This window comes from Dactylosporangium sucinum, assembly GCF_014647515.1.
Taxonomy (GTDB): Bacteria; Actinomycetota; Actinomycetes; order Mycobacteriales; family Micromonosporaceae; genus Dactylosporangium; species Dactylosporangium sucinum.
Genome location: NZ_BMPI01000080.1, coordinates 5,265 through 26,138, shown reverse-complemented (window position 1 = coordinate 26,138; position 20,874 = coordinate 5,265). Strand labels below are relative to the sequence as shown.

The window sequence follows — 20,874 nt, the reverse complement described above, 5'->3', positions numbered from 1 at the left end:
CTCTACCGTCGGGGGCGTGAGTGGGGATCGGTGGCGCCGGCTCGGCGCGGTCGGGGTCGTCGTGCTGGCGGCGGTGGCCGCCGGGATCCTGTGGGCCCAGCGGGCGCCGGAGCCGCCGCCGCCCGCCACGGCGACCGGGGCGCCGGCCGTCGCCAGCTCGCTCAGCCCGACCGACCTCGCCTACCTGCAGCTGATGATCTCGCTCGACGCCAGCGCCCTGCCGCTGCTCGACCTCCTGGCCGCCGACCCGGCGCAGGCGGCCACGGCCCGGGCCGCGGCCGACGGGCACCGGGCCGAGCTCGCCGAGCTGCGCGCCGCTCTCGTCGCGGGCGGCGGGGTCGAGGACTCCAGCATCCACGCGGGCCACGACCTCCCGGGCATGGTCGTCGACGCGGACCTCGCCGCCGTCCGCGCCGTGCCCGAGGCGCAGCGCACCGCGAAGGCGCTCGAGGTACTGCGGGAACACCTCACCGGCACGACCGCCCTGTGCACGTCCGAGGGCAGGGCCGGCGCCGACCCGGCGACGAAGGCCGCCGCGGCGCGGATCCTCGACGCGCACGGCAAGCTGCTGGCCGCCCTGCCGGCGATGTAACTTTCGGTTGTCACATCGGCCCTGAGCAGCCGAAAGACCGTTTCGAAAGGGCGCCGGCTGGCCCGTACCACATCGGCCTCTTCTGATGGCGGCATGCGCAAACTCTGGGCCGCCGTCGCGGCCACCAGCATGGCCGTCGTCGGTGCCGTCACCGTCATCGGCCTCAACAGCCAGGCCGTGGCCGCCGTCGGGGGGACCGGCACCGGGTACCTCAGCGCCAGCGGGGCCCAGCTCGTGGACGCCACCGGCACCAAGGTGCGGCTCACGGGCATCAACTGGTTCGGCATGGAGACCGACAACAAGACGTTCCACGGCCTGTGGGCCCGGCCCTGGCGGGACCACATCGACCAGATGGCCAGCCTGGGGTACAACACGCTGCGGGTCCCCTACTCGGACGACGCGCTGAAGGCCGGCGCCCAGGCCAACAGCGTCGACGGCTACACCAACCCCGACCTGCAGGGGCTGTCGCCGCTGCAGATCCTCGACAAGGTCATCGACTACGCCGGCGCCAAGGGCATGCGCATCCTGCTCGACCGGCACCGGCCGACCGCCGCCGGCCAGAGCGCGCTGTGGTACGTGAGCGCCACGCCGGAGTCGACCTGGATCAGCAACTGGCAGATGCTCGCCCGCCGGTACGCCAACAACCCGGCCGTCATCGGCGCCGACCTGCACAACGAGCCGCACGCCGACGGCACCGACCCGAACGGCACCGGCTCCTGCTGGGGCTGCGGCGACGTGAACCGCGACTGGCGGCTGGCCGCCGAGCGGGCCGGCAACGCGATCCTCGAGGCCAACCCGAACTGGCTCATCGTCGTCGAGGGCGTGAGCTGCACCAGCGGCGGCAACGCCAACGCCTGGGACAACATCCCCGACGAGCCGTGCGGCTGGTGGGGCGGCAACCTCTCGAAGGCCGGCCAGTACCCGGTGCGCCTGTCGAAGCCGAACAAGCTGGTGTACTCCGCCCACGAGTACGCGAACTCGGTCTACCACCAGCCGTGGTTCGACGACGCGAACTTCCCGAACAACCTGCCCGCGATCTGGGACTCGATGTGGGGGTACCTCGAGAAGCAGAACATCGCGCCGGTGCTGCTCGGCGAGTTCGGCAGCACCCTGCAGGACCCGAAGGACGCGGTGTGGCTGCGCAAGCTCATGGAGTACATGGGCAGCGGCGTGACCGGCATGGACTTCACCTACTGGTCGTGGAACCCCAACTCGGGCGACACCGGCGGCATCGTCCTCGATGACTGGAAGACGGTCAACCAGGCGAAGCAGTCGATCCTCCAGCCGTACCTCATCCCGCCCGTCGGCGGCGGCACCGGCCCGACCGGCTCCGCGTCGGCGTCCGCGTCGGTGTCCCCGTCTTCGTCGGCCTCGTCGTCGCCGAACCCGGGGACCGGCTCCTGCACGGCGACGGTCAAGATCGACAATGCGTGGCAGGGCGGCTACCAGGCCAGCGTCACGGTCAAGAACACCGGCACGTCGGCCCGCAACCCGTGGACGGCGACCTGGACCGTGCCGTCGGGCGTGACCCTGCAGAGCGGCTGGAACGCCACCGTCACCCAGTCCGGCACCACGTTCACCGCGGCCGCCCCGAGCTGGGCCACGTCGCTGGCGCCGAACGCGTCGGTGACGATCGGCTACACCGCGAACGGCCCGTCGTCGCCGGCCCCGTCCGCCGTCAAGCTCAACGGCGTCGCCTGCACTACCGCGTAGCCCGCACCTCGGCGACGAACTGCTTGAGACCGGCCAGCCGCTCGGCCGCCGAACGATCCAGGGTCTCCCGGTCGTTCGGGCCGAGCGGCTGCTCGCCGACGGACATCTGCAGCCGTCCGGCGAGCCGCCCGAGCCGGATCGCGACCCGCCGCACCAGCAGGTCCGGCGTCCGCGGCGGTACCGCGCCGCCGTGCTCCCCGTACGCCCGCAGCGTGCGGCGGAACGCGGCGGCGCCGCCCGCGTGCTGGGCGAAGACCAGCGCCGCGTGCGCCAGCTCCAGGCCGGCGCTGTCCGGCCCGGCGCCGTCCCAGTCGAGCAGCACCGGCCCGGCCGCGGTCATCCGCACGTTCCACGGCTCGACATCGCGGTGGGTCAGCACGAAGTCGCCGGCCTGCGCGAACCCGCGCTCGACCCACGCCGCCGCGGCCAGCACGTCCGGCAGGTGTTCGTGGAGGGCCGCCGCCCACGGCCGCCCGAGCCGCTCGCCCTGGTCGAGCCAGGCGCGCCAGCGGGGTTCGTCGTCCAGGTGATACCACTCGGGCCCGGCGCGATGCGCGGGCTCGATCGTGTGCAGGCGGGCGAGCGTGCCGCCCAGCCACTCGGCGACGTCGTCGTCCGCCGTCAGGGCGCGGCCGTCGAGCCACTCGTAGACCCGGATCAGCCCGGAGCCGGCCAGCTCGGCCGCGAAACCGAGGCCCGGCAGCACCGGCTCGACCGGCCGCGGCAGCGGCAGGCCGGCCGCGAACGCCCGCCGCTCGAACGCCATCGCCCGCGCGAACGCGTCCCGCCAGTCGTCGGCGGGCACGTGCTTGACGACCACCCGGCCGGCGCCGGTGTCGAGCGTCCAGGTCTGCGACGTGCCGAACGCGAGGGGCGACAGCGGCCCGCGCGGCCGCCCCAGCCCGAACGCCTCGGTCACCTGAACGGGCTCCGGCGGGCGCATGCGGGCACTGTACCGCCGGGTGGATTTCGCCGGCTGCCCGCACCGGGGGCCGTTCTCAGCGGCCCCGGTGGTTTACGCTGCGGCCGTGGCGGAGCCGGAACAGGGGCCGGGCGACGACACGGCCGTCCTCGACGAGCCGGCGCGGGAGGCCCCGATCTCGACCGGCCGGGCGGCCGGGGCGTGGCGGTCGCTGCTCGCGGTCCTCGTCCCGGTCCTCGTGCCGTTCCTGCTCATCGATCCGGTACTGCGGACGCTGCTCCTGCGCCACGACGCCGCCCTCGTCGACGGCCGCCTGCGGCTCGACACCGGCTCCTGGCTGATCCACCTCCCGCTGGTCGTGGGGTGGTGCTGGGCGGTCACCGCCGGCACGGCCGTCACGGGCGCCGCCCGGGCCGGCGTCCGCCTGCGCCCGGCCACCGCGATCCGCCTGGGCCTGCGCGGCCTGCCCCTCGTCCTGCTCGCCCTGGCCATCGCCACCGCAACGGTCGCGCTGGAGGTCTGGACGCTGGCCCTGGTGTCCGAAGCGCGGGTGGCGTGGCTGGCCGCGCTCATCGCGTTCCTCCTGGTGACGCCGTTCGTGCTGGCCCGGCTGGCGCTGGTCGCCCCCGCCTCGGTGCTCGGCGGCCTGCCGCCCGGCGCGACCTTCTCCGCGCTGGCGCTGCTCGTCCTCGGCGTCGCGCTCGGCCCCGCCGCGCTGCTGGGCGCCGCCGTCACCCTGCACCGCGAGGTCCTTCCGCCGCGGGTCCTCCCGGCCGGCGTCACCGAGCTGCTCTGGCACGTGGTGCTGGTGCTGACGGCGGCCCTGCAGGCGGCCGCGCTGGGCCGCGCGTTCACCGCCGCCACCGGCCCCGACGAGGTGCGCCGCACGCTGTCCGCCCACCCGGTCGCGGGCGCCGCCCCGGGCCTGCTCCGCCTGGCCGCGCTGGCCCTGCCGGCGGCCCTGGTCGCGGCGTTGACGCTGGTCAACCCGTACCGCCTGCCGCCCATCGCCGAGGGCGTCATCGCCAGCTCCGACGCGGTCCTGGCGGTCGGCTGGCCGGCCGGCCGCGCCCCGGTCATCGCCGGCGCCTTCCGCGTGCACGACTGCCTGGACGACACCTGCCACCACACCCGCGACACCCCGCTCTTCGCCGAGGCCAACCGCCACGCCAGCGCGGCGGCGGCCGCGGTGGCCCCGGACGGCACGGTCACCTACGTCCTGCTGCCCGACAACTCCTACTCCTCCGGCGGCGGCGCCCCGGGCCCGGCGCTGCTGACCCGCTGCGACCCGGCCCGCCGCTGCGACACGGAGCAGCTCACGCTCCCCGGCCCGACGCCGGGCCGGGCCCCCACGCTGGCGGCGGCCACGGCCCCGGACGGCGCGCTCCTGGTAGCGACGGTCCGCCCCCTGCCCGGCGGCGCCGCCAGCGAGCTGGCGCTGATCCGCTGCCCGCCGCCCCCGCCGGCCGCGAACCCGCCGGCATCGCCCCCACCGGGTTCCGCCGCGCCGGGCGGGCCGTCACCGGGCGCGGCCGTGTCGGGCGCGGCGTCACCGGGCGCGGCCGTGCCGGGCACGGTGTCACCGGGCGCGACAGTGCCGGGCGCGACGGTGCCGGGCGGCGCTGTGCCGGGCGGGGCCGCACCAGGCTCGGCCGCACCAGGCTCGGCCGCACCAGGCTCGGCCGCACCAGGCTCGGCCGCGGCCACCCCGATCTGCGCCACCCCCAAAGTGACGGTGCTCGGGACGGCGGCCACGCAACCCCCGGCACGCGACGGCGCCTACGAGTCCCCGAAGGCCCGCCTCCTGTCCCTCAGCGTCGACGACTCGGGCGCCCCGTGGGTGGCGCTGCGCGAGGCGAACGGCCCCCGGATCTGGCTCGGCACCTGCGCCGCCGGCGCCTGCGCCGTCACCGAACGCCACGGCCCACCCCAACGCGGCGGCCCGTTCACCGTCACCCCGGCCGGCGGCACGGTCCACCTGGGCGCGGGCCGCCTGCGGCACTGCACGGCGGAGAGCTGCTCCGAACAGCTCCTCACCGCCGACCCGCGCGACGACGACACCACGGTCGTGTGGGCCAACGGCGCCGTGTACGCCCTGGTCACCGAGCCCGTCAGCCGCCTCGGCCTGGGCAACGCGGGCCCGCTGGCCGGCATCCGCCGCCCGTTCGTGGTCCGGTGCGCCGAACCGACGTGCCGCCGGCGCCAGACCGTGGCCCTGGCCATCCCGCCGGAGATCGTCTCGTCGGCCTGGCTGGCCGTCGACCCGGGCGGGCGGGTGGTGGTCGTCCACGACCGCTCCGACACCCTCACCGTCCAGACCCTCCGCCTGCCGTGACGACCTACGCGCGGTAGACCTCGACCACGGACAGCTGCCCGGCCGGCTGTCCCGAGTTCGCCGTGAAGACCAGCCGCACGTACCGCTGCTGGGAGCGCCCGAACGTCACGACCGCGCGGTTGCCGGCGGACGGGGCGAACGAGTACGTCGCGTCGCCCGAGAGCGTGCTGAACGAGGAGCCGTCGCGGCTGCCCAGCACCGCGATGCGCTGGGTGCGGGCCGGCCAGGCCGTCGACGGCGGTAATCGGAACACCACGCGCCCCACGTCCGTGGCCGAGCCGAGGTCGACCTGGACCCATTGCGGGAAGGCGTTGTTGCGGCTCTCCCAGTATGTCATCGGGTCGCCGTCGGTCACGTTGCGCGCCGGATAGACGTCGGTGTGGCTGCTCTCGGTGGCCGCGCGCCCGGCCGCCAGGTCCGGCCCGCCGTCGAGCACCTCGGGCGGGCTCGCCGACGGCCCCGCGGACGCCGACGCCGACCGCTGCGGTGACGGGGAACCCGACGCCGACGGCCGCGCCGAGCTGGGCCGCCCCGACGGCGAGCCCGCCGCGCTGGACCCCGGCGCTCCCGCGGTCTGCGGCCCGCCGTCCGCGGACTCCGCGGCAACGACCCCGGCGGCGTCGCCGGAGCCGCTGTCCCGGTCCGGCCAGGCCGCGGCGACCCCGGCGACGGCCAGGACGACGACGGCGATCGCCGCCGCGACGAGCATCGACAGGCGCCGCCGGCCGGCCCGGCCGACCCCGGCCGGCAGGACTTCCGGCTCGCGAGGCATCGCCACCGCAACGGCCGCGAGGAACGGCCGGGCGCTCGGCTCCTGCTCGATGTCCGGATCGGTGTCGGGACTGCCGTTCGGGTCGGTGCTCGGACCGGTCGCCGCGCCCGCGGCGGGCGTGCTGGTGCCGGTCGCGGCCGGCGGGTGTCCCGGGTGCCGTCCGGCCAGCTCCCGCGCCGCCGCGAGACCCCAGGCCGACGCCTCGCCGGCGACCGCGAGCTCGACCGCCGCCGGGATGTCCGTCAGGGCCGCCGTGAACAGCGCCGACAGCGGCGGCCACAGCAGGTCGTCGACCGGCGCTCCCGCGACCCCGACGACAACCCGGTAGCGGCCGTCGACCGGGGCGGGGTCCGGCGGAGCCGCACCCGGCGGCTGGGCGTGGAGGCCGCCGCCCGTGAGCCGGACGGTCCAGCCCTGGTCCGTGGCATACGTGGCGGCGTCGATCGGGCGCAGCGTCGGCTGGGGCGGTGAGGACGCCAGGACCTCCTCCGTGCCGTCCGGCAGCACCCGCACCAGCCAGGCCGGCTCGGGCCAGACCGGGCGGTGGGTGGCATCCAGGCAGCACACGATGATCTGCCCGCCCGGCGTGTGCAGCGGCACGCCGTTGACGAGCTGGACGGGCTCGCCGCAGCGGGCCGCGGCGCCGGCCGCGACCGCCCGGCCCGCGCCCTGGCCGGGGCCGAGCGGGACCAGGTCGGTCACCGCCCGCACCGTGGGTGGCAGGGCGAGCAGTGCCGCGGCGACCGGCTCGGGCCCGAGCGCGGGGTCGAAGAGCAGCCGCGGCCGATCCGGGTCGACCGCCACGGCGAGCGCGAGGTCCGCGTCGACCGAACCCGGCGCGGCCGCGAAGGAACCGAGCGCCGACCCCGAGGCACCCGCAGCGAGCGCGGACTCCGGGGCGGCCGGACCGGGCGCAGGCCCCGACGGGACCGGACCCAGCGCCCAGCCGGCCGGGACCGCCCGCACCTCGGCACCCGAGGGCCACGGCGTGCGGGCCGGAACCGCCGACTGCCAGGCCGGAGCCGGCCAGCGCGGCCCCTCGGCGACCCGCCGCCCGTCCGGCGTGTGCCGCCAGAACCCGGCGTCCGCGAACAGGGTGCCGGAGGGCGAGGCCACCACCGGCCCGGCCGGCGCCACCACGGGCAGGCCGAGCGGGCCGGCCAGCCCGGCCGCGACGTCCCCCGGCACGAGCAGGAGCACGCCCTCGGTGCCGGTGCGGACCGCGGCCCGCACCGGCTCCACGAGGTCGGCCGCGGTCGGGGCGGCCTGTGGAGGCACCGCCAGGGCGAGCCAGCCGTCGGGAACGGCCACCCCACCGATCAGCACTTCCATGCCCGCCAACCTACCCGGCGCCTACGACAGTTTCAGCGCACGTACACCACGGGCTGCGGCGGGGTCGACATGCCGTTGCCGATGAAGTACGACGGGTGCGGCGGCTGGTTGTAGGCCGTGTTCTGCCAGGCGATCGCCACGCGGTACTGCGGATCGTGCATCAGCGTCCACAGCCGCAGGTTCGTCGCCACCGGCGACGCGTAGATGCGCAGCGCCGTGTTGTCCGTGGTCGGCCAGATCACCTCCTCGCGCCAGTCGCCGAGGATGTCGCCGGACAGCGACGGCGTCGACTTGGTGCCGTTGTTCGAGTGCACGCCGGAGGCCGTGAGCAGCCGCGTGTCCCCAGAGGTACCATATTTGTCGATATGCGTGGCATCGAGCAGTTCGCGCACCGGGTCGCCGTCCCACCAGGCCAGGAAGTTCGTCGAGCTCGGCTTGCGGGTCGACACGACCGTCCCCTTCGGACTGCGCACGCCGTCGGCGGCCGAGGACCACGACTCCGCACCGGGACTGCCGGCCCAGATGTCGCCCGACACGCCGCGGCCGTTGTCGCCGTTGGCCGCCGTCGACCACAGGATCTGCCCGGTGCGCGCGTCGGCCATCCACGACGACGGCTTGCTGCCGTCCTCGTCGACCTTGAACTCCTCCAGCCCGGGCCGGGACGGGTCCAGGTCGCCGACGTGCATCGCGTCGCCGTGGCCGTTGCCGGTGTTCCACAGCCGGGCGCCGTTGTCGTCGACGGCCATCGCACCATAGATGATCTCGTCGCGGCCGTCGGCGTCGACGTCGGCGACCGAGAGCTGGTGGTTGCCCTGGCCGGCGTACGCGGAGTTGCCGGACGAGTTCGAGTCGAACGTCCAGCGGCGGGTCAGTGCCCCGTTGCGGAAGTCCCAGGCCACGATGACGGAGCGGGTGTAGTACCCCCGAGCCATGATCAGGGACGGGCGCTGGCCGTCGAGGTAGGCCGTCGCGGCCAGGAACCGGTCGACGCGGTTGCCGTAGCTGTCGCCCCACGACGAGACCGTGCCGCGCGGCGGGACGTAGTCCACCGTCGACATCGCCGCGCCCGTCTGGCCGTTGAACATCGTCAGGTACTCCGGGCCGGACAGCACGTAGCCGGACGAGTTGCGGTAGTCGGCCGAGGCGCTGCCGATGACCCGCCCGGTGCCGTCGGTGGTGCCGTCGGCGGTCTTCATGGCCACCTCGGCCCGCCCGTCGCCGTCGTAGTCGTACACCTGGAACTGCGTGTAGTGCGCACCCGCGCGGATGTTGCGGCCCAGGTTGATCCGCCAGAGGCGCTGGCCGTTGAGCCGGTAGGCATCGACGTAGACGACGCTCGTCACGCCGGACTGGGAGTTGTCCTTCGCGTCCGACGGATCCCATTTCAGGACGATCTCGTACACGCCGTCGCCGTCGAGGTCGCCGACGGACGCGTCGTTCGCGCTGTAGCTGCTGCCCGGCGGGGAGATGGGCACGTCGAGGTACCCGTTCGCGAACCGCAGCGAGCCCGCCGACGCCGCCTGCTCGGCGCCGCCGACGACCGCGCGGACGGTGTAGGACGCGTCGGCGGCGGCCCCGGCATCGAGGTAGTTCGTCGAGTCGGTGACCGTCGCGATGCGGGTCGATCCGCGGTAGACGTTGAAGGCCGTCGACAGCGCCTCGGTGCCCAGCAGCCGCCACGAGACGAGGTTCCCGCTGCCTGAGCGCACCGAGATGAGCCCGCGGTCGAGGTCCTCGACCTGCTTGCCGCTCCCCGTGGGAGGGTTCGAGGTGGGCGGTGACGCCGACGGCGACGGCGATGTCGTACCGCCGGTGCAGGCCACGCCGTTCAGGGCGAAGTCGGCCGGGATCGGGTTCGACGTCGTCCACGACCCGTTGAAGCCGAACGACACCGTCCCGCCGGTGGCGATGGCGGCGTTGTAGCCGGCGTCGACGGCCCGCGCCGCGCTGCCGGATGCCGTGACGGTCGCGTTCCAGGCCTGGGAAACCGCTTGCCCGGCGGCGAACGTCCAGGTGAGGGCCCAGCCGTTCACCGGGTCGCCGAGGTTCGTGACGTCCCGTGTACGTGACCCGGCAGCCGGCGGCCGCCGCGCCCGCGGCCTGCACCGCGACCACCCCGGCGGCGACCACGGCCGCCGCCGCCGAGGCGGCTATGACTGTTCTTCGCACGATTCCGCTCCTCTCCGTCGAAGCCACAGGCTGCGTCCGGAAAGAGACGGATGACAATATGTGACGGCGTACGGCGCCCGGGACATGCCCGGGCGCCGCGAAACTTTCAGCCCTGCTGGACGAGCCTGAACGACTGCGCGCCGGTGCCGTTGCACGTGTACTGCACCAGTTGCACGCTGTCGGCCGTCGACGCGCCCGGCACGTCGAGGCACTTGCCCGACAGCCGGCTCACGAAGTGGTACCAGCCGCCACCTTCCGAGACGGCCTGCCACTGCTGGTTGGTGCCGCCGCCGTACGTCCAGGTCTGGATCGGCGCGTTGTCGGCCGTCGACACGTTGGTGACGTCGAGCGCCTGGACCGGGTTGCCGCGCTGGTTGACGCGGGAGAAGCCGCCGCTGGTCGGCTGGATCTGGAACTGCTGCGCGTTGGTGGCGTTGCAGGTGTACTGCTGGATCGCCGTCCCGTTCGCCGTTCCCGCCGCGCGGGCGTCGATGCACTTGCCGCTGGTCTTGTTGACGACGGAGTACCAGGCGGTGGGCGAGATCGGCCCGGCGCTCGGCGACGCCGACGTGGGCGGCGTGGTGCTCGGTGGGGTGCTGGTGACGCCGGCCAGCCACTGCAGGCCCTGGATCAGCCAGCGGTTCTGGTTCGGACTGTCGAATGTGGACGAGGTGCGCGTGTTCGTCGAGTAGTTCATGCCGTTGTGGCCGAAGTTGGCGTACAGCATCTTGTAGTTGCGGTTCGTCCACAGGATCGGGTAGTACCCGCTGTACCACGACTGGTTGGGATCGGTGCCGACCGGGAAGCTGCTCGCGTCCACCGATGCCAGGATGTCGATGCTGGGGTTCTGGCGCAGGTCGTTGCTCCAGGAGTACCACTCGCTGACCGAGGACTGGAACGTCGCCGGCAGCCCGGCGGTGGACGGGTGGTTGCGGTCCTCGACCTTGAGCGTCACGCGGGTCGGCCCCCACGTGTTCGTCCGGAACGCGCCGGAGCCGAGGAAGGTGTTGTAGTACCAGCTCCACGCGCCGGGGTTGTCGGTCCACGCGCTGACGTGGAAGCCCATCCAGGCGCCACCGTTCTGCATGTACTGCTGGAACGCGGCCCGCTGCCCCGACGGCGGCGCGTCGTCGAGGAACATGATCACCTTGTACTGCGCGAGGCTGCCGGTGTTGAGGCGGCTCCAGTCGGTGGTGGCCTCCCAGGTGAAGCCGTTCTGGGCGCCGGCCTGCGGGAACCAGTCCCGGGCCTCCTTGTCGAAGTCGATGTGCGCGGCGTCCCAGGTCCCGTTGTAGAACGCGAGCACCTTGAACGGTTCGGCGGCGAGGGCGGGCCGGATGGCGAGACCCACCCCCAGCGTCACGAGCACGGCGACCGCAGCGATCGCAAGCTTCCTGAGCACAGAGGGGTCCTTCGGTAGGGCGGGAGGGGACGGGCGGATCCGCTCCCTTGGCATCATCAGCCATCGATGACGCCCCCACAAGGTAAAGAACGCTAATAGTTAAATTAAGTCGCCAATTAACCCGTCCGCGCCGCTCACACGCGGTGCGAGGCGCTCCGGGGTGGCGGGTCGGGGCGGCCGGCGCTCGGCGTCGGCGCCGCACATCGCATCGATGCGTCCGCCACCGTCGCGGATATTCGCCGCCGGGGACGCGGCGGTCCTGCGATGATCGGCCGGTGATGCACGAGGGCGAGGTACCGACCGACGCTGAGCTGGTCCGGCTGCTGCTCGCGGCGCAGTTCCCGGCCTGGGCCGGCCTGCCGGTGACGCCGGTCGCGTCGGGCGGCACGGACAACGCGATCTACCGCCTGGGCGACGAGCTCGCCGTCCGGCTGCCCCGCATCGACTGGGCGACGGGCCAGATCGCGCTGGAGGAGACGTGGCTGCCGCTGCTGGCCCCGCGGCTGCCGGTCGCGGTGCCGGCGCCGCTCGCGGTGGGCGAACCGGGGTTCGGCTACCCGTACCAGTGGGGCGTGTACCGCTGGCTCCCCGGCACCAACCCGGGCGTCGTGCCGGCGCTCGACATCGCCGACTTCGTCGTGGCGCTGCGCCGCGTCGAGGCCACCGGCGGCCCGCCGGCCCGCGCGGGCGGCCGCGGCGCACCGATCGACCCGGCGGCGGTCCCGCCCCCGATCCAACAGCTGGCGGGGGAGTACGACGCCGAGCGATTGACCGAGATCTGGCGTTCGGACGCTTCGGTACCGCCGTGGAGCGGCCCGCCCACCTGGCTGCACGGCGACCTGCACGGCGGGAACGTGCTCGTCGACGACGGCCGGCTGAGCGCGGTCATCGACTGGAGCTGTCTCGCGGTCGGCGATCCCGCGATCGACCTGCTGCCGGCCTGGTCGCTGCTGGACGGCGCCGACCGCCCGGCGTTCCGGGACCGCGTCGGCGCCGACGAGCCGCAGTGGCGCCGGGGGCGGTGCTGGGCGCTGACGATGGCGGTCAACGCGCTGCCGTACTACCGCGACACCAACCCGTTCCTCGCCGGCCTGGCCCGCCGGCTGATCGCGGAGGTGCTGGCGGACGTGGGCTAGGCGGGGCCGCGCAGCTCGCCCGAGCCGCGCGTCACCAGGCGCGTCGGCACCAGGTGCGTCGTCGGATCCCACGTCTCGCCGTCGAGGCGGCGGAACACCAGCGACGCCGCCACCCGGCCCATCGTCGACGGGTCCTGCGCGACGACCGTCACCGCCGGCTCCAGCAGGTCGGCCAGGGGGAAGTCGTCGAACCCGACGAGCGCCACGTCGTGGTGCCGCCCGCTCGCGCGCAGCGCCCGGATCACGCCGATCGTCACCAGGTTCTGCGCGCTGAACACCGCCGTCGGCGGGCGTTGCGCGGCCAGCATGCGCGCCATCGCCTGCTCGGCCGCCTCGGCGGTGTGCAGGTCGTGGGCGACGTGGGCGGGCCGCAGGCCGTGCTCGCTCAGCGCGTCGCGGAACCCCTGGAAGCGCTGCCGCGCGGTCGCGATGGTGCGCAGGTCGCCGAGGTACGCGAGCTCGCGGTGCCCGTGCGCGACGAGGTGGTGCACGGCCGCGGCTGCCCCGGCCTCGTTGTCGGCGAGGACGGCGTCGGCGTGCACCCCGACGGGGGGCCGGTCGACGAACACGACGGGTGTTCCGGCGGCCATCTCGCGTCCGAGGTACGCCTGGTTGTCGCTGGCCGGCACGATCACGAGCGCGTCGGCCTGCCGCATGGTGAACTCGTGGACCAGGGCCCGCTCCCGCCCGGGGTCCTCGTCCACGCTCCCGGCGAAGATCATCACCCCCCGCTCGCGGGCCACGTCCTCCAGCGCGCGGTGCAGCGCCGAGGAGAACGGGTTCGCGATGTCCTCGAGCACCGCCGCGATGGCCGCGGTGCGCCCGCCGGCCCGCCGCAGGCTGCTGGCGGTGATGTTCGGCCGGTACCCCAGCTGCTCGATCGCCCGCCGCACCTTCCCGGCGAGGGGCGCGCTGACCCCGGCCTCCCGGTTCACGACGCGCGAGACCGTCTTCGGGCTCACCCCGGCCAGCAGCGCCACGTCGCGCAGGGTGGGGCGTGCGTCCACGGGTGCCTCCTCGATCTCGGGCGAGCCGCACGATACCGCGCCGCTCCCGGCCCGGCGCGCGCGGGAACCCGGTCACGCGCCGGTTGCGCTGACCCTTGCGGACAACGATGTCAAGATTCCTTGTTCGCCTTCTAATCGTTACCACAGATCTTGGACCTGGCAGTATTGACAATCATGATATGGACATTCGACAGTGTTCTGACAACGTTGTCAAGCATCGAGGAGAGCGGACATGATCCAGCAACCGGGTCGGCGGGCCGCGCTACTGCTCGCCGCCGCGCTCGTCACCGGCCTGACCGTCGGCGCCTGCGGCGACGACGGCCCGGGCGGGGGTGACGGCGTCTCCGTCGCGCTCATCACCAAGAACTCCACGAACCCCTTCTTCGTCACCATGCAGGAGGGCGCCCGCGCCACCGCGAGCGCCGAAGGCGTCAAGCTCACCGTCGCCGCGGGCAAGGCCGACGGCGACGAGGCCGGCCAGGTGCAGGCGATCGAGGACGCCATCGCCCGCGGCGACGACGGCATCCTCATCACGCCCAACGGCCCCGGCGTCAACCCGGCGATCAAGAAGGCGCGCGACGCCGGGCTGTACGTCATCGCCCTCGACACCCCGCCCGACCCACCGTCCACCGTGGACATCACGTTCGCGACCGACAACTTCAAGGCCGGCGAGCTCATCGGCAGGTGGACCGCGGGGCAGCTGGCTGGCAAGCCCGCGACCATCGCCCTGCTCGACCTGTTCAACGACAAGATCGTGTCCGTCGACTACAACCGCGACCAGGGCTTCCTCACCGGCCTGGGCATCGACGCCAAGGACAAGAAGCGCAACGGCGACGAGGCCAGGTCCGGCTCGTACTCCGGCGGCGGCACCTACACCATCGTGTGCAACGAGCCGACGAACGGCGCCGAGGACGGCGGCCGCACCGCGATGGAGCGCTGCCTGACGAAGAACCCGGCGGTCAACGTCGTCTACACCATCAACGAACCGGCGGCGGTCGGCGCCCAGCAGGCGCTCAGGGCGGCCGGCGTCCAGGGCGCGCTCGTCGTCTCCATCGACGGCGGATGCGACGGCGTCAAGCAGGTGAAGGACGGCCTCGTCAACGCCACTTCCCAGCAGTACCCGGTGAAGATGGCGGAGCTGGGCGTCAAGGCCATCAAGCAGATCGCGACCGGCGGGGAGAAGCCGAAGGTCACCGACGGCCTCGAGTTCTTCGACACCGGGGTCGCGCTGGTGACCGACAAGCCGGTCAGCGGCGTCGAGTCGATCGACAGCACCAAGGGCGCCGAGCTCTGCTGGGGCAAGCGGTGAGCACCACCGCGGCCGAGCAGTTCGCGCTGCGGCGCCACTCGCCACTGCAGCGGGTCCAGCACCTGCTGCACGGGCACCCGGCGATCAGCCCGCTCCTCGTGCTGGTGCTGTCGGTGATCGTGTTCACCAGCCTCAACCAGCGCTTCGCCTCGCCGAATTCGCTCTCCCTGGTACTGCAGCAGGTCGCCGTCATCGGAGCGCTCGCCGTCGGCCAGACCCTCATCATCCTCACCGCCGGCATCGACCTGTCGGTCGGCGCGGTCACCATCCTGGCGATGATGCTGTCGGCGAAGCTCGCCGAGGGCAACGGTATCCCGGGCGTCCTGGCGATCCTCGTCGGGATCGCCGTCGGGATCGCGGCCGGGCTGCTCAACGGCGGCCTGGTCACCCGCATCGGGCTGCCGCCGTTCATCGTCACGCTCGGCACGCTCAGCGTCTTCACCGCGATCGGCCTGCTGTACTCCAAGGGGCAGAGCGTGCAGCAGGTCGACCTGCCGGCGATCGTCAACTGGACCGGTGAGACGTTCGCCGTCGGGCGGTTCCGCATCACGGTGGGCGTGGTGATGGTCGCCGTGCTGTACGTCGTCGTCGGGTTCGCGCTCGCCAACACGGCGTGGGGCCGGCACGTGTACGCGGTCGGCGACGACAAGGAGGCCGCGCGGCTCGCCGGCATCCGGGTCGACCGGGTGCTGCTCAGCGTGTACACCATCGCGGGCGCCGTCTACGGGCTCACCGCGTGGATCCTCATCGGGCGCGCCGGCGCCGCCAGCCCGAACGCCATCACCGACGCCAACCTGGAGAGCATCACGGCCGTCGTCATCGGCGGCACCAGCCTGTTCGGCGGCCGCGGCGCCGTGCTCGGCACGCTGCTCGGCGCCCTCATCGTCGGCTCGTTCCGCAGCGGGCTGTCGCTCGCGGGCGTCGACGACCAGTACCGCGTCCTCGCCGTCGGCCTGCTCGTCCTGCTGGCCGTCGCCGTCGACCAGTGGATCCGGAGGGTGAAGGCATGACTCCCGTCCTCTCGGCGCGCGGCCTGGTCAAGACCTTCGGCCGGGTCGTCGGCCTCGACGGCGTCGACATCGAGTTGTACCCCGGGGAGGTGCTCGCCGTCATCGGCGACAACGGCGCCGGCAAGTCGACGCTCATCAAGTGCCTGACCGGCGCGCTCATCCCCGACGCCGGCGAGATCCTGCTCGACGGCAACCCGGTCCACTTCCGCCGCCCGCAGGACGCGCGCGGGGCCGGCATCGAGACCGTGTACCAGACCCTGGCGGTCGCGCCGGCACTCGACATCGCCAGCAACCTGTACCTCGGCCGCGAGCGCCGCCGCCCCGGCCCGCTCGGCTCGGTCCTGCGCATGCTGGACAAGCAGGGCATGCGCGCCGACGCCGCCAAGGCATTGACGGATCTCGGTATCGGAACGCTCCAGAATACCGCCGCCGCGGTGGAGACGCTCTCCGGCGGTCAGCGCCAGGCCGTTGCCGTGGCCCGCGCGGCCGCGTTCGGCAGCAAGGTGATCGTGCTCGACGAGCCGACGGCCGCGCTGGGCGTCCGCGAGTCGAACCAGGTGCTGAAGATGATCGGCGAGGTCCGCTCCCGCGGGCTGCCGGTCATCCTGATCAGTCACAACATGCCGCACGTGTTCGAGGTCGCCGACCGTATCCACGTCCAGCGCCTCGGCCGCGGCGCGGGCGTCATCACCCCCAGGTCACACACCATGTCCGAGGCGGTCGCCATCATGACCGGCGCCACGACCCTGCAGGAGACGCCGGGCCGTTGACGGAGGTGCCGGCGCGGGCGGCACGGTGCCGCCCGCGCCGTTCCCTACGCGGTGGTGTCCAGCAGCGTGCCGTCCGCGCTGTTCCCTACGCGGTGGTGTCCAGCAGCGTGCCGTCCGTGCCGTTCCCTACGCGGTGGTATCCAGCAGCGTGCCGGGCCGCTGGAACCGGTCCGGGTCATCCGGCGGCTTGCCCGTGGCGGCCGCGATCCGCTCGGCGGCCGCGTCGTCGTTCTCCGCGGCCGCCGCCCCGTTGGCGTCCGAGACCGGCTTGCCGGCCTTGATCGCCGCGATCAGGTCGGCGTGCGAGACGCCCTGCTCCTCGGCCAGGTCGCTGAGGCTGTTCCCGTGCTGCAACCGCTGCCTGAGCCCGTCGCCGGACAACCCGAGCGCCCTGGCCACGGGGGCCATCGGGTCCTGCCCGCCGGCACGCTCCGGCGGTGGCCGCAACGACGCCATCCGGGCGCCGTACACCCCCGTTACCCCACTGATACCGCTGATCGATGTCACCTGTGCTCCGTCCGTGTCGCTGGTGAGCCGCCACTTCCCGGGAGCGGTCCCGCACCCGGCGGGCCTGAGTTCGGCCGCCGGGCCCGCGGGACGAGCCTTTTGCCAGGAAACTGCCGGCAACGACCGGGCTCAGCGGGGCGAGAGGCCCGGCGGAAACTCCGCCAGGATCGCCTCCGCGACCGCGTTGTGGGCCGCCGCGCCGGCGGCGGGGGACTCCAGGCGGTTCGTGAGGTACGCGACCACGAGCCGCCGGGCCGGGTCGGCCCACGCCACGCACACGTTGCTGCCGTTGTGGCCGAACGCCTCCGGGCTGCTCGTGCGGCCCATCGGCCGGGGGCGGTCCGGCTGCAGGCCCGGCCCGCCCAGCTGGAACCCCTGCGACCAGCGGATCGGCAACCGGATGAAGGCGTCCACCGTGCCGTCGCTGGTCGGGGTCGTCGCCGCCGCGACCGACTCCCGCGACAGCAGCGGGCCGCCGCCGTCGAGCAGCGCCTGGTACAGCACCGCCAGGTCCCGGGCCGTCGTGGAGATGCCGGCGGCCGGGATCACCGCCTGGCGGGTCTCCCGGCGGTTCACGAACGCCTGGGCGGCCACGGCGGCGGGGCCGCGGGCGCGGACCGGGACCTGGCGGTGCAGTTCGGCGTCGGGCACGCCCAGGAACGTGTCCCGCAGGCCGAGCGGCGCCAGGATCTCCTCGTGCAGCAGCTCCCGCAACGGCGTTCCCATGATCCGCTGCAGGAGCTCGCCGAGCAGGAAACCGTAGGTGACGTACTGGTACGCCGGGCCGCCGCCGGCCGGGAACCGGGGTCGCGCCCGTTCCACGGCCCGCACCGAGCGTTCCCAGCTGGTCATCGCCAGCGCGTCGGCGACCGAGCTGCGCGCGACCGGCAGCCCGGAGCGGTGCTGCAGCACGTGCCGGACGGTGATCGGCTCCTTGCCGTTCGCTGCGAACGCCGGCCAGTGCTGCGCGAGCGTGTCGTCGAGCGACAGCGCCCCGCGTTCGGCGAGCCGGTGCACGAGCAGCGCCGTGAACGGCTTGCTGGTCGAGAACACCCAGAACAGGTCGCCGGCCGCGCACCCGTGGGCGACGTCGGCGACGACCTGCCCGTCGTGCACGACGCACAGCTGAGCCGCGCCGCCGCGCGCCCGGACCAGGCGCAGGGCCCGGTCGAGCGCGGGGCCGCCGGACCGTGCGGACCAATCGAGCATGGGCCAAGCATGCCCGGCGACGCCGCGTCAGGTGCTCGCGGTCAGGCGCTCACGGTCAGCCGGGAGTCGCGGGTGGTGGCGCCGGTCGCCCGGTACAGATCACGCAGCACGCCGATCTCACCGCCGTGGTGCATCGTTTCGCGGTTGATGTGCACGATCAGGGCGGCCATCGGTTCGGCTGAGAAATAGGCGCCCTTCGGTCCCAGTGGAGTGCGCATCGCGGTCTCGCCGAGCGTGCTGATGTGGCCGTGCCATTGCCGGTAGGCGTCCTCCAGGAACGCGACACCCCCGGCCGCCGTGGAGGGCAGATCCGCCGGCTCGTGGCGGGGGTCGAACATGTCGGCGTCGTCAGGGACCGAACCGTCGCCGAAGAACGCGCTGGAGCGGATCGCGAAACAGCCGACTGCGATGTGCATCATGCGCCATGCGATCGTCGTGACGGGTGGCGGATCCGCCTGCGCGGCCGGCCCGTCGATGCGGAATCGCCCGTCCGTGGCGGCCCGCACGCTCCAGCAACCCGCGACCGGCTCCCAGCAGTATTCCTCGTCGGTCAGCCCATTCAGCCTCGGGCGCAGGTGCATGTCCCAGTAGAACTCCAGCTGCGCCACGAGCAGCCGTCCCCAGTTCAGCTCCGCCGTCGTCATGGTCGCAGAGTATGCCCTACCCGGGATGTGGTAATTGAACCGACACGATCGGTGAACGGAGATACGAAAATCGTATCTGGCGGAATATCGGGGCAATGGGCGATACTGTTTCGCGGAACCACACCGTCGCGGGGAGGATCGTCCACCATGGCCAAGCGGGTCATTCAAGAACTGATCGACGACCTGGACGGCAAGCCTGCCGACGAGAGCGTGACGTTCGGCCTCGACGGCGTGCAGTATGCGATCGACCTGTCGAAGAAGAACGCCGAGAAACTGCGCGCGGCGCTGAAGCCCTTCATTTCCGCCGGCACCAAGCTGGGCCGCAGCAGCGTTCCGGCCCGCCCGGCGCCCGGCCGCGCCCGGGGCACCAGCCGCGGCGACCGCGACCAGAACCGTGCGATCCGCGAGTGGGCCCAGAGCGCCGGTTTCCAGGTCTCCGACCGGGGCCGGATCAAGCAGGAGATCGTCGACCAGTATCACGCGGCCAACGGCCGCTGAACGACGCGGAAAAGCCCGCCGGACCGGTCCGGCGGGCTTTTCTTGTGCGCGCCTCAGTGCGCGGCCGCTCAGTGCGCAGCGGCTCAGTGCGCGGCGGCCCCGGCCAGTTCGCCCTCCGGGACCTCCAGCGCGGTCAACCGGCTCGGCCGGACCACCGCGAACAGCACCGCCGTCGCCGTCAGCATGCCGCCCGCCACGACCACGCCCATCGACACGGCGCCCGTGCCGAGCACGCCGACCAGCGGCGCCGCCGCCGCGCCGACGCCGAACTGCACCGCGCCCAGCAGGGCCGCCGCGGTGCCGGCCGCCTCGCCGTGGCGGGACATCGCCAGCGCCGGCGCGTTCGGCAGGGCCAGGCCGGCCGAGGCCAGCACCATCCACAGCGCCGCCAGGACGGCCGGCAGGCCGCCGAGGCCGGTCGCCGCCAGGCCCACCAGGGCCAGGCCGGCCAGCGAGCCGGCCAGCAGCGCCGTCACCAGGATCCGCTGCGGGCTGTACCGGCGCAGCAGCCGCACGTTGACCTGCGTGGCCGTGATCAGGCCGACCGCGCCGGCGCCGAAGGCCAGACCGAACTCCTGCTCGCTCAGCCCGTACTGCCCCTGGAACACGAACGAGGAGCCCGACACGTAGGCGAACAGCGCCGCCATCGCCAGGCCGGCGACCAGCACCAGCCCCACGAACGTGCGGTCACGCAGCAGCCCGCCGTAGACCCGCAGCGTGCCGCCCGAGCGGCGCCGCTGCGGCGGCAGCGTCTCGCGCAGCGCCACCGCGGCGACGACGCTCAGCAGTACACCTGCGAAGGCCAGGGCGACGAACACCCCCCGCCAGTCCGTCCAGCGCAGCACGGCACTGCCCAGCGTGGGTGCGAGGATCGGCGCCGCGCCCATGACCAGCATCAGCCGCGAGAACAGGCTCGCGAACGCCGCCCCGCTGAACAGGTCGCGGACCACCGCCATCGCGACCACCGACGAGGCGGCCACGCCCAGGCCCTGCAGCACGCGCAGCCCGCCGAGCGTCGTCACGTCCTGCGCGAACACGCACGCGACCGACGCCGCGACGTGCAGCAGCAGACCCGCGATCAGCGGCCGGCGGCGGCCCACCGCGTCGGACAGCGGCCCGATCAGCAGCTGCCCCAGCGCCAGACCCACCAGCGTGCCGGTCAGCGTCAGCTGCACCGCGGCCGGCGTGGTCGACAGGCTGCCGGTGATGCTCGGCAGCGCCGGGAGGTACATGTCGATGGTCAGCGGGCCGATCGCGATGAGCGAGCCGAGGACCAGCACGAGCCGGACGCGCTGGGCGCGGGTCATGAGGTCGCCGGGCATGGATGGCTGGGTCACATGTGACAGGCAAGGCGATCACTGGAGAGCGTATTCCCGGACGTGCCGGAGGTCACAGGGCCGGCTCTGTTGCGGCTGGCTGCGCCGGGGCCGGCTTCGCTGTGGCCTGCTCTGCTGGGGCTGGCTTGGCTGTGGCCTGCTCTGCTGGGGCTGGCTGCGCCGTGGCCTGCTCCGCTGCGCCCTGCTTCGCTGGGGGTGGCTGCGCTGGGA

The 20,874-nt window shown here is 73.7% G+C and carries 16 protein-coding genes and 1 pseudogene; 8 read left to right on the top strand and 9 right to left on the bottom strand.

Features of this window, described 5'->3' with window-relative positions:
* Positions 1 to 16 precede the first annotated feature (16 nt).
* Positions 17 to 592, top strand: a complete 576-nt coding sequence (locus tag IEZ31_RS47695) for a hypothetical protein (RefSeq protein WP_190256758.1) — start codon at positions 17 to 19, stop codon at positions 590 to 592.
* Positions 593 to 685: 93 nt separating this feature from the next.
* Positions 686 to 2,305 (top strand): cellulase family glycosylhydrolase, encoded by a 1,620-nt coding sequence (locus tag IEZ31_RS47690; RefSeq protein ID WP_190256757.1) that lies wholly within the window; start codon positions 686 to 688, stop codon positions 2,303 to 2,305.
* On the opposite strand, the gene IEZ31_RS47685 is transcribed toward IEZ31_RS47690, so the two are convergent.
* Complete coding sequence (locus IEZ31_RS47685; protein WP_190256756.1) at positions 2,295 to 3,248, bottom strand: phosphotransferase family protein; 954 nt, start codon at positions 3,246 to 3,248, stop codon at positions 2,295 to 2,297. The two genes, IEZ31_RS47690 and IEZ31_RS47685, sit on opposite strands and share 11 nt — an antisense overlap.
* Before the next feature lie 85 nt (positions 3,249 to 3,333).
* Here IEZ31_RS47685 and IEZ31_RS47680 point away from each other — a divergent pair, with 85 nt between their 5' ends.
* Positions 3,334 to 5,562 (top strand): hypothetical protein, encoded by a 2,229-nt coding sequence (locus IEZ31_RS47680; protein ID WP_190256755.1) that lies wholly within the window; start codon positions 3,334 to 3,336, stop codon positions 5,560 to 5,562.
* A gap of 4 nt (positions 5,563 to 5,566) precedes the next feature.
* On the opposite strand, the gene IEZ31_RS58710 is transcribed toward IEZ31_RS47680, so the two are convergent.
* The 3 genes and pseudogenes from IEZ31_RS58710 to IEZ31_RS47665 form a co-directional block, all read right to left on the bottom strand.
* Positions 5,567 to 7,666 (bottom strand): discoidin domain-containing protein, encoded by a 2,100-nt coding sequence (locus IEZ31_RS58710; protein WP_190256754.1) that lies wholly within the window; start codon positions 7,664 to 7,666, stop codon positions 5,567 to 5,569.
* Positions 7,667 to 7,698: 32 nt separating this feature from the next.
* Positions 7,699 to 9,838 (bottom strand): annotated as a pseudogene (locus tag IEZ31_RS47670) (rhamnogalacturonan lyase family protein).
* Between the two features lie 103 nt (positions 9,839 to 9,941).
* Positions 9,942 to 11,237 (bottom strand): ThuA domain-containing protein, encoded by a 1,296-nt coding sequence (locus tag IEZ31_RS47665; RefSeq protein WP_229836978.1) that lies wholly within the window; start codon positions 11,235 to 11,237, stop codon positions 9,942 to 9,944.
* A gap of 278 nt (positions 11,238 to 11,515) precedes the next feature.
* On the opposite strand from IEZ31_RS47665, the gene IEZ31_RS47660 reads away from it, so the two are divergent.
* The gene (locus IEZ31_RS47660; protein WP_190256780.1) at positions 11,516 to 12,373 is read left to right on the top strand and encodes an aminoglycoside phosphotransferase family protein; all 858 of its coding nucleotides are present in this window, start codon (positions 11,516 to 11,518) and stop codon (positions 12,371 to 12,373) included.
* Here IEZ31_RS47660 and IEZ31_RS47655 read toward each other — a convergent pair.
* On the bottom strand, positions 12,370 to 13,380 hold the full coding sequence (locus IEZ31_RS47655) for a LacI family DNA-binding transcriptional regulator (protein WP_229836976.1): 1,011 nt from the start codon (positions 13,378 to 13,380) through the stop codon (positions 12,370 to 12,372). The genes IEZ31_RS47660 and IEZ31_RS47655 overlap by 4 nt on opposite strands.
* Before the next feature lie 232 nt (positions 13,381 to 13,612).
* Here IEZ31_RS47655 and IEZ31_RS47650 point away from each other — a divergent pair, with 232 nt between their 5' ends.
* From IEZ31_RS47650 to IEZ31_RS47640, 3 genes are read left to right on the top strand one after another with little or no spacing between them, the layout of a single operon-like run.
* A complete protein-coding gene (locus tag IEZ31_RS47650; RefSeq protein ID WP_190256753.1) occupies positions 13,613 to 14,689 on the top strand; it encodes a substrate-binding domain-containing protein in 1,077 nt (358 codons plus the stop codon).
* Positions 14,686 to 15,699 carry an ABC transporter permease gene (locus IEZ31_RS47645; RefSeq protein WP_229836974.1) on the top strand — a complete coding sequence of 338 codons (1,014 nt, stop codon included), beginning with the start codon at positions 14,686 to 14,688 and terminating at the stop codon, positions 15,697 to 15,699. Before IEZ31_RS47650 ends, IEZ31_RS47645 begins: the two co-directional genes overlap by 4 nt.
* Positions 15,696 to 16,469 (top strand): ATP-binding cassette domain-containing protein, encoded by a 774-nt coding sequence (locus IEZ31_RS47640; protein WP_190256752.1) that lies wholly within the window; start codon positions 15,696 to 15,698, stop codon positions 16,467 to 16,469. The genes IEZ31_RS47645 and IEZ31_RS47640 overlap by 4 nt, the downstream gene beginning before the upstream one ends.
* Before the next feature lie 126 nt (positions 16,470 to 16,595).
* On the opposite strand, the gene IEZ31_RS47635 is transcribed toward IEZ31_RS47640, so the two are convergent.
* From IEZ31_RS47635 to IEZ31_RS47625, 3 genes are all read right to left on the bottom strand, one after another.
* Positions 16,596 to 16,925: a hypothetical protein gene (locus IEZ31_RS47635; protein ID WP_190256751.1), complete on the bottom strand. Its 330-nt coding sequence runs from the start codon at positions 16,923 to 16,925 to the stop codon at positions 16,596 to 16,598.
* Between the two features lie 180 nt (positions 16,926 to 17,105).
* Positions 17,106 to 18,185 (bottom strand): serine hydrolase domain-containing protein, encoded by a 1,080-nt coding sequence (locus IEZ31_RS47630; protein WP_190256750.1) that lies wholly within the window; start codon positions 18,183 to 18,185, stop codon positions 17,106 to 17,108.
* Between the two features lie 41 nt (positions 18,186 to 18,226).
* On the bottom strand, positions 18,227 to 18,766 hold the full coding sequence (locus tag IEZ31_RS47625) for a DinB family protein (protein WP_373294809.1): 540 nt from the start codon (positions 18,764 to 18,766) through the stop codon (positions 18,227 to 18,229).
* Between the two features lie 210 nt (positions 18,767 to 18,976).
* Between IEZ31_RS47625 and IEZ31_RS47620 the strand changes: the two genes are divergently transcribed.
* Positions 18,977 to 19,327 carry a histone-like nucleoid-structuring protein Lsr2 gene (locus IEZ31_RS47620; protein WP_190256749.1) on the top strand — a complete coding sequence of 117 codons (351 nt, stop codon included), beginning with the start codon at positions 18,977 to 18,979 and terminating at the stop codon, positions 19,325 to 19,327.
* A gap of 83 nt (positions 19,328 to 19,410) precedes the next feature.
* On the opposite strand, the gene IEZ31_RS47615 is transcribed toward IEZ31_RS47620, so the two are convergent.
* Entirely contained in the window at positions 19,411 to 20,664 is a 1,254-nt protein-coding gene (locus tag IEZ31_RS47615) for a multidrug effflux MFS transporter (RefSeq protein ID WP_308429519.1), read from the bottom strand.
* Positions 20,665 to 20,874 lie beyond the last annotated feature (210 nt).

Excerpts from the sequence above, each read along its gene's own strand:
- IEZ31_RS47640 (WP_190256752.1), top strand. The coding sequence starts at position 15,696 with ATGACTCCCGTCCTCTCGGCGCGCGGCCTGGTCAAGACCTTCGGCCGG.
- IEZ31_RS47685 (WP_190256756.1), bottom strand. The coding sequence starts at position 3,248 with ATGCGCCCGCCGGAGCCCGTTCAGGTGACCGAGGCGTTCGGGCTGGGG.
- IEZ31_RS47625 (WP_373294809.1), bottom strand. The coding sequence starts at position 18,766 with ATGCACCTGCGCCCGAGGCTGAATGGGCTGACCGACGAGGAATACTGC.
- IEZ31_RS47635 (WP_190256751.1), bottom strand. The coding sequence starts at position 16,925 with ATGGCGTCGTTGCGGCCACCGCCGGAGCGTGCCGGCGGGCAGGACCCG.
- IEZ31_RS47620 (WP_190256749.1), top strand. The coding sequence starts at position 18,977 with ATGGCCAAGCGGGTCATTCAAGAACTGATCGACGACCTGGACGGCAAG.
- IEZ31_RS47690 (WP_190256757.1), top strand. The coding sequence starts at position 686 with ATGCGCAAACTCTGGGCCGCCGTCGCGGCCACCAGCATGGCCGTCGTC.
- IEZ31_RS47660 (WP_190256780.1), top strand. The coding sequence starts at position 11,516 with ATGCACGAGGGCGAGGTACCGACCGACGCTGAGCTGGTCCGGCTGCTG.
- IEZ31_RS47650 (WP_190256753.1), top strand. The coding sequence starts at position 13,613 with ATGATCCAGCAACCGGGTCGGCGGGCCGCGCTACTGCTCGCCGCCGCG.
- IEZ31_RS47630 (WP_190256750.1), bottom strand. The coding sequence starts at position 18,185 with ATGCTCGATTGGTCCGCACGGTCCGGCGGCCCCGCGCTCGACCGGGCC.
- IEZ31_RS58710 (WP_190256754.1), bottom strand. The coding sequence starts at position 7,666 with ATGGAAGTGCTGATCGGTGGGGTGGCCGTTCCCGACGGCTGGCTCGCC.